The sequence below is a fragment of the Sphingomonas bacterium genome, from assembly GCF_903644135.1.
Lineage (GTDB): Bacteria > Pseudomonadota > Alphaproteobacteria > Sphingomonadales > Sphingomonadaceae > Sphingomonas.
The window spans coordinates 1-7213 of the sequence record NZ_CAHJXA010000135.1 but is presented as its reverse complement, the minus strand read 5'-3'; the positions used below and the strand labels follow the sequence as shown (position 1 = coordinate 7213).

At 69.9% G+C, this 7213-nt stretch carries 6 protein-coding genes; 3 read left to right on the top strand and 3 right to left on the bottom strand.

The window, feature by feature from the left end:
• Together HUU96_RS08595 and HUU96_RS08590 are read left to right on the top strand one after the other, a co-directional pair.
• On the top strand, positions 1-1091 hold a 1091-nt coding region (locus tag HUU96_RS08595), incomplete at its 5' end, for a CgeB family protein (RefSeq protein WP_254605141.1).
• Positions 1088-2374 carry an MFS transporter gene (locus tag HUU96_RS08590; RefSeq protein WP_174292419.1) on the top strand — a complete coding sequence of 429 codons (1287 nt, stop codon included), beginning with the start codon at positions 1088-1090 and terminating at the stop codon, positions 2372-2374. The genes HUU96_RS08595 and HUU96_RS08590, both read left to right, overlap by 4 nt.
• On the opposite strand, the gene HUU96_RS08585 is transcribed toward HUU96_RS08590, so the two are convergent.
• Positions 2371-3153 carry a hypothetical protein gene (locus tag HUU96_RS08585; protein ID WP_254605140.1) on the bottom strand — a complete coding sequence of 261 codons (783 nt, stop codon included), beginning with the start codon at positions 3151-3153 and terminating at the stop codon, positions 2371-2373. The two genes, HUU96_RS08590 and HUU96_RS08585, sit on opposite strands and share 4 nt — an antisense overlap.
• Positions 3154-3304: 151 nt before the next feature.
• On the opposite strand from HUU96_RS08585, the gene HUU96_RS08580 reads away from it, so the two are divergent.
• Positions 3305-5473: a penicillin acylase family protein gene (locus tag HUU96_RS08580; RefSeq protein ID WP_174292416.1), complete on the top strand. Its 2169-nt coding sequence runs from the start codon at positions 3305-3307 to the stop codon at positions 5471-5473.
• Here the strand turns inward: HUU96_RS08580 and HUU96_RS08575 are convergent.
• The gene (locus HUU96_RS08575; protein ID WP_174292415.1) at positions 5458-6453 is read right to left on the bottom strand and encodes a polysaccharide deacetylase family protein; all 996 of its coding nucleotides are present in this window, start codon (positions 6451-6453) and stop codon (positions 5458-5460) included. The genes HUU96_RS08580 and HUU96_RS08575 overlap by 16 nt on opposite strands.
• The coding region (locus HUU96_RS08570; protein ID WP_174292414.1) for a HAMP domain-containing histidine kinase at positions 6454-7213 on the bottom strand (760 nt) is incomplete at its 5' end.

Below are 7213 nucleotides of genomic sequence, written 5' to 3'. Positions count from 1 at the left end.
GCGCGCGTGGCGGCATGAAGCTCGTCGTCCTCGGCCTGTCGCTGTCCTCTTCCTGGGGCAACGGCCACGCCACGACCTACCGTGCGCTGCTGCGGGCGTTTGCCACGCGCGGGCACGAGATTCTGTTCCTCGAACGCGAAATGCCCTGGTACGCGGACCATCGCGATGAGACCGCGCCCGATTATTGCACGCTCGCCTTTTATGACAGCGTCGCCGACCTGAAGCGGCGCTGGGCGGCGGCGATCGCCGCGGCGGATGCGGTGATCGTCGGCTCCTATGTTCCGGACGGCGTGACGGTCGGCGCGTTCGTGCAGGCTACCGCGCATGGAGCGACCGCTTTCTACGACATTGACACGCCGGTGACGCTGGCACGGCTAGCCCGCGGCGATGTCGAATATGTCTCGCCCGCGCTGATCCCCGGCTATGCGGTGTACCTGTCGTTCACCGGCGGCCCGACGCTTGATACGATCGAGCGACGCTATGGCTCGCCGGCGGCGCGGGCGCTGTATTGCTCGGTCGACGAGGCGGCCTATCGTCCCCTGGCGGTGACGCAGCGGTGTGACCTGAGCTATCTCGGCACCTATAGCGACGATCGCCAGCCGACGCTGGAGCGGCTGCTGATCGAGCCGGCACGCGCCTGCCCCGAGCGGCGCTTCGTCGTCGCCGGGCCGCAATACCCGGCCGGCATCGACTGGCCCGCGAACGTCGAGCGGATCGAGCACCTGCCCCCAGCCGACCATGCCGCTTTCTACTCGGCCTCGCGCTTTACCCTCAACGTCACGCGGGCGGACATGATCGCCGCCGGCTGGTCGCCCTCGGTCCGGCTGTTCGAGGCGGCGGCGTGTGCGACACCGATCATCTCCGACCGGTGGCCGGGGCTGGACAGCCTGTTCGCTCCCGGCCGCGAGATCGTGCTGGCCGACACCGCCTCCGACGTGATCGCCACGCTGACCGGTGCCGATGCCGCGGCAGTCGGCACGGTGGCGCGGGTGCGGGTGCTCGCCGCACACACCGCTGCTCACCGGGCGGAGGAACTTGAGCGACACCTCGACGAAGCGGCCGCGCGTCGCGCGCGATCGGCCGCCGCCTGAGCGCCACCGATCCGCTGCTCCAGCCGGCCGCGCTCAGCGATCGTGCGCGGCTGAAGGCGATCCTCGCCGGGTCGCTCGGCAACCTGATCGAATGGTACGACGTCTATATCTATGCGTTCGCCAGCCTGACCCTCGCCGGCGCGTTCTTCCCCGGCGGCGACCGCACCGCGCAGCTGCTCGGCACGTCGAGCATCTTCGCCATCGGCTTCTTCATGCGCCCGCTCGGCTCATGGTATTTCGGGCGGCGGGCGGACCGGCATGGCCGGCGCGGGGCGATGCTGGCGTCGATCGCGATGATGGGGCTGGGCTCGGCGTTCATCGCGGCCCTGCCCACCTATGCCAGTATCGGCGTCGCCGCGCCGGCGCTGCTGCTGGTCGCGCGCATGGTGCAGGGCTTCTCCACCGGCGGGCAATATGGCACCGCCGCCACCTATTTGAGCGAGATTGCGCCGCCGGCCCGGCGCGGCTTCTACGCCTCGTTCCAGTATGTCACGCTGATCGGCGGGCAGTTGCTGGCGGTAATCGTGCTGCAGCTTCTCCAGCTGGCGTTGCCGGCGGGGGCGATGGCGACGATCGGCTGGCGCATCGCGTTCGCGATGGGAGCCGCCGCGGCGCTGGCGATGCTGCTGCTGCGCGGCACCATCCATGAGAGCGCAGGCGCGACGGCACCGCGCGGCGACAGCGGCAGCCTCGCCGGCCTGCTGCCGCACTGGCGCTCGTTCGGAACCGTGCTGGGGCTGACCGCGGGCGGGTCGCTGATCTTCTATATCTACTCAACCTATATGCAGAAATATCTGGTCAACACCGCCCACCTGTCGCCAGGGACCGCGGACGCGATCATGACCGCGGTGTTGATCCCGTTCATGCTGATGCAGCCGCTGTTCGGGGCCTTGTCGGACCGCATCGGCCGGCGCGCCAACCTCGTCGCCTTTGCCGCGCTGGCGAGCGTCACGACGGTGCCGCTGCTCGGCTGGCTGAGCGAGGTGCGCAGTCCGCTCGCCGCCTTCCTGCTGGTGCTCGCCGGGCTGGCAGTGAACAGTCTCTACACCTCGGTCAGCGGCCTGTTCAAAGCCGAGCTGTTCCCGCTCCACGTCCGCGCGCTCGGCGTCGGCTTGGCCTATGGCATCGGCAACGCGCTGTTCGGCGGCACGGCGGAGGCAGTGGCGCTGTCGTTCAAGCAGCATGGCCATGAAGGCGGCTTCGCCTGGTACGCCACCGCGATCTGCCTGGTGTCGCTGGCCACCGCGCTGAGCATCGGCCGCGAGCGGCGGCCATCGCCCTAGCGGCGCACCCGAACGTCGCCATCCTCGTTGAAGTCGAAGCGGATGCGCACCCAGGCCCCGATCATCGGCTTGCCGTTCACTCGCGGCGGCCTCACCCTGAACTGCCACGCCGCCTGACGCAGGGCGCGGGTCAGCCCCGCCCCCGGCGGCGATTCGTCCAGCTCGCGGCAGTTCTCGACATGATATTGCGGCGCGGTCTGGCAGGCGATCGTCGCCCAGCTCGACGGGACGATGGTGCGCGGCAGATAGGTCCGCATCTCGGCGTCGCGCGGTTCGGTGTACCATTCGGCATTATACATCAGCCGGCCGCCGGGACCCGCGCCCACCGACTTGCTGTTGCCCTCGCCGCCGCCGCCGCCGCCGGCATCGGCCAATTCGGTCGCCTCGCCCTGCTTGGCGGACGGGATCGCGGCGATGTCGGAGCCCTTGTACATGCCCTTGCCCAGCGCCCAGATCGCCGCCGCGTCGGTACTGGTAGTGGCGGCGCTGTGCGAGGCGATCTGCACCGGCGGCTTGGGCCGGGAGGGTGCCGGCGCATGGGCGGCCTGCTTGGGCGCGGTCTTGGCGTGTTTGGCGGCGGTGGCGGCGTGCTGCGCGGCAACCTGGAACGTCTTGAGCGACGAGCCGCTGCGCTCATGATCCTCCGGCAGCGGCGCAAGGCGCAGCAGCAGCAGGATGATGAGGATGTGAACGATGATGGCGAGCAGCATCGCGCCGCTGCGGCGGCGCGACTGACCGGGCGACAGCTCGCCCCAACGCTGCTGGTAGGTCAAGGCCATCGCGTGCCGCGCCTAGGGGCGGGGCCTCGTGGCCGCAAGGGTGGCTTGGGGCGAAGCGGGGGCACGCGCGATCATGGCGACGCCATGACAGGCTTGCCCCTGACCCCAGCGTGAACCACACATGACATTGGCCAAGCGAGAGGATCGAGAGATGAAGATCGGGTGGACGGCATGGCTGGCGATGCTTCTGCCGGTGCCAGCGCTTGCGGCAACGCCCGAGCACGCCCGCTGGGACGCGCAAGCGCGGGGCGTGACGATCACCCGCGACGACTGGGGCATCGCCCACGTCCACGGCCATGGCGATGCCGACGCGGTGTTCGGGATGATCTATGCCCAGGCGGAGGACGACTTCAACCGGATCGAGGTCAACTACCTGACCGCGCTCGGCCGCCGTGCCGAGGCGGAGGGCGACGCCTTGGTCTGGCAGGATCTGCGCCAGCGGCTGTTCGTCAATCCCGTCGAGCTGCAGGCGCAATATGCCCGCAGTCCCAATTGGCTCCAGGCGCTGATGACCGCTTGGGCGGACGGCCTGAACTATTACCTCGCCACTCACCCGAAGGTGCATCCCAAGGTGCTGACCCGCTTCGAGCCATGGATGGCGCTGTCGTTCAGCGAAGGCAGCATCGGCGGCGACATCGAGCGCGCGTCGCTGGCACGGCTGGAGGCGTTCTACGGCAAGCGCGCGGTGGCGCTGAACGAGGATGAGCGCGGCGCGATCTATCGTGAGCCCAAGGGATCGAACGGCATCGCCATCGCGCCCGCCAACACCGTCGGCGGCCACGCGCTGCTGCTGATCAACCCGCATACCAGCTTCTTCTTCCGCTCCGAGCAGCAGGTGACGAGCGATGCCGGACTAGACGTCTATGGCGCGGCGACCTGGGGGCAGTTCTTCATCTACCAGGGATGGAACCGCCATGCCGGCTGGATGCACACGTCGAGCGGCGTCGACAATGTCGACGAGTTCGCGGAGGACATCGTCAGGCAGGGCGATCGCCTGTTCTATCGCTACGGCAAGGAACTGCGGCCGGTCGCGATCAAGACGGTGACGATCGCGGTGCGCGGCAGCGACGGCCGGCTGAGCGAGCGGCGCTTCACCATCTATGCCACCCATCACGGCCCGATCGTGCGCGAGGAAGGCGGCAAGTGGCTGGCGCTGGCGCTGATGAACCGCCCGGTCGAGGCGCTGCAACAGTCGTTCCTGCGCACCAAGGCCGCCGACTTCGCCGCGTTCCGGAAGGTCGCCGAGCTGAAGGCGAACTCCTCCAACGATACCGTGTTCGCCGACGATCGCGGCACCATCGCCTTCCTGATGCCGCAGTTCCTGCCGGTGCGCGACAACCGCTTCGACTATACCAAGCCGGTCGACGGCAGCGATCCGGCCACCGACTGGCATGGCCTCCACACGCTCGACCAATTGCCGCAGGTCGTGAACCCCAAGGTCGGCTGGATCCGCAACACCAATGATTGGCCGTGGTCGGTGTCGGGGCCGGACAGCCCGGCCGCCACCGCCTATCCGCGCTATCTGGATCAGGCGGGCGAGAACCCGCGCGGGCTCCATGCCGACCTGTTGCTCACGGGCCGACGCGACTTCACCCTGCCGGGACTGATCGGCGCGGCCTATGACAGCTATCTGCCCGCTTTCGCGCGGGTGCTGCCGTCGCTGTTCGCAAGCTACGACGCCTTGCCGGCCACCGATCCGCGAAGAGCGAAGCTGGCGGCACCGGTGGCGCTGCTGCGCGGCTGGGACCAGCGCTGGAGCGCGGAGTCAGCCGCCACGTCGCTGGCGGTGTTCTGGGGCGAGGCGCTGTGGAAGCTTACTCCGGTCGCATCGCCGGGGCTCGCCCATTACGACGCCATGGCCGCGCCGGGCGCGAGCGAGGCGCGGCTGACGGCGTTGCAGACGGCGGTCGACCGGCTGACGGAGGATTTCGGCGACTGGCGCACGCCCTGGGGCCGGATCAACCGTTTCCAGCGCGTGGACGACGCGATCGCGCAGCGCTTCGACGATGCCAAGCCCAGCATACCGGTGCCCTTCACCTCGTCGCAATGGGGTAGCCTCGCCTCGTTCGGCGCACCGCGTCAGCCGGGGACCAAGCGCCTCTATGGCACCAGCGGCAACAGCTTCGTCGCCGCCGTTGAGTTCGGCGGCCCGCGCGTGGTCGCCCGCGCGGTGACGGCGGGCGGTGAGAGCGGCGACCCCGCCTCGCCCCACTTCGGCGATCAGGCGGCGCACTATGCCGGCGGCCAGCTACGGCCGGTCTATTTCTATCCCGACGAGCTGAAGGGGCATGTCGAGCGCGTCTATCACCCCGGCGGTTGATCGGCGGCAGCGAGGATCTCCGTCAAAGAGGCATGGTCGACGCCGAGCTGCGCCAGCCGCCCCAGCATCGCGTCCCACCAGCGATGGAACGCGGCGAGATCGGTGGCGTCCCGGACATAGGGCGTGTTGCCCGGCACCAATGAGGGCGAGTGGAACGAGAAGGCGAGCAGCCGCTGCCCCTCCTCGACGGCGACGCTCACCGCGGTCAGCGCCTCGGCGATCGGCATGTCCTCAGGCGTCAGCGACACGCGGTTGAGCAGGCCGGTGCGAGCAAGGACGCCCGGCCCATGCGGCAGGCGCGCGGCGATGCGATGCAGTGCTGCACCCCGGCGGCGAAGCGAACCGCTGAAGACGGTGGAGAAGGGCAACTCGACCAGTCCGCCGACGCGGTATGCCGCATTGCCGATGCCGCCGAAATTGGGGCCGCCGTCGGCGCGATAGTCATAGCCGGCCCTCACCGAGGTATCGAGCCGATAGCCTCGCTCGGCGAGCAGCGCGATCGTGTCCGCGCCGATACCGTAGCGGCCGGCGCGATAGGCGAGCGGCCTCGCCCCGAACGCCGCGGTCAGCGCCTCCGTCAGCGCATCGATCTTCGCCGCCTCCAGTGCGCACGGCAGGTTGCCGGCATAGCTGTTCGCTGGCGTCACCACCTCATCGAACGGCGGCGTTACCCAGGGGTGAAGCTGCGCCCCGATCGCCGAGCGCGGATCGGCGGCGACCCGCCCCAGCGCCTCCACCGCCGCGGGATCGACCGCGACCGGGTGGTCGACCATGCAGGTCAGCCCGGCACCGCGCTCGGCAAAGCGGCGATGCGCCTCGGGCAGCGCGGCTAGCGCGCGGGTCGATCGGTTGGCGCGATCGAGCGGGCGGCTCCAGTCGAACTCCTCCTCGACATCGCAGAAGATCGTGAACCGCATGCCGAAATTGGCCGGCCACGCGACGAGGCTGTCCGCGCCAGGCGGCGGCACGCGATACCTCATCTACTGCGCCGCCTGCCCCACCTCCTGATTCAAGGCGGCGGGGAGCCGCAATGTCAAGCGATCGGCACCGATCGTCAGGCTGCCGCCCAGCTCCACCGCCAGATTGCGCGCCAGCCGCAGCGCAAACCCGGTGCCGAGCAACGGTGCGCCCTCGATCGGCTCCGCGCCGACGTCGGACGGGGCATCGATCGCGAACAGCGCCTCGTCGCCGATCGCGGCGAGCGCCACCGGCCGGTCGATCTGGATCGCGATGGTCGCGGCCGGCTTGGTCTTGACCTTGAGCCGCAGCCGTTCGCCCTGCCCCGCCGCCGCGACCAGCGCCGCCAGCAACCGCCCGATCAGCCGCTCGGCGGCGCGGTCGTCGACCTGCGCGTGATGATCATCGCCGGGGCTGAAGGCGATGCCGGCTCCGCGGAGTCGAGCAAGCGGGGCCAGGTCGGCGAGGACGCGAGCGACCAGCGGCTCGACCGCGACGCTGGCCGGCCGCAGCTCCAGCGCATGACCAGCGATCCGCGCCGCCGTGTCGAGATCGTCGATCGCCCCGATCAGCGCCAAGGTATGGCTGCGGATCGCCGCCGCCTGCTGGCGATAGGGCAGCGCGACCGGGCCGAGCAGTTGCGTCTCGATCAGTTCGGCAAAGCCGGCGATCGCGTTGGTCGGTGTGCGCAGCTCGTGGACCAGCTGGCGCAACGCTTCGGAGGCGGCGCGGCTCTGGTCGCGCGGTTCGGCCGCCTCGTCGGGCCGGGGCCGGCGCGCGCGG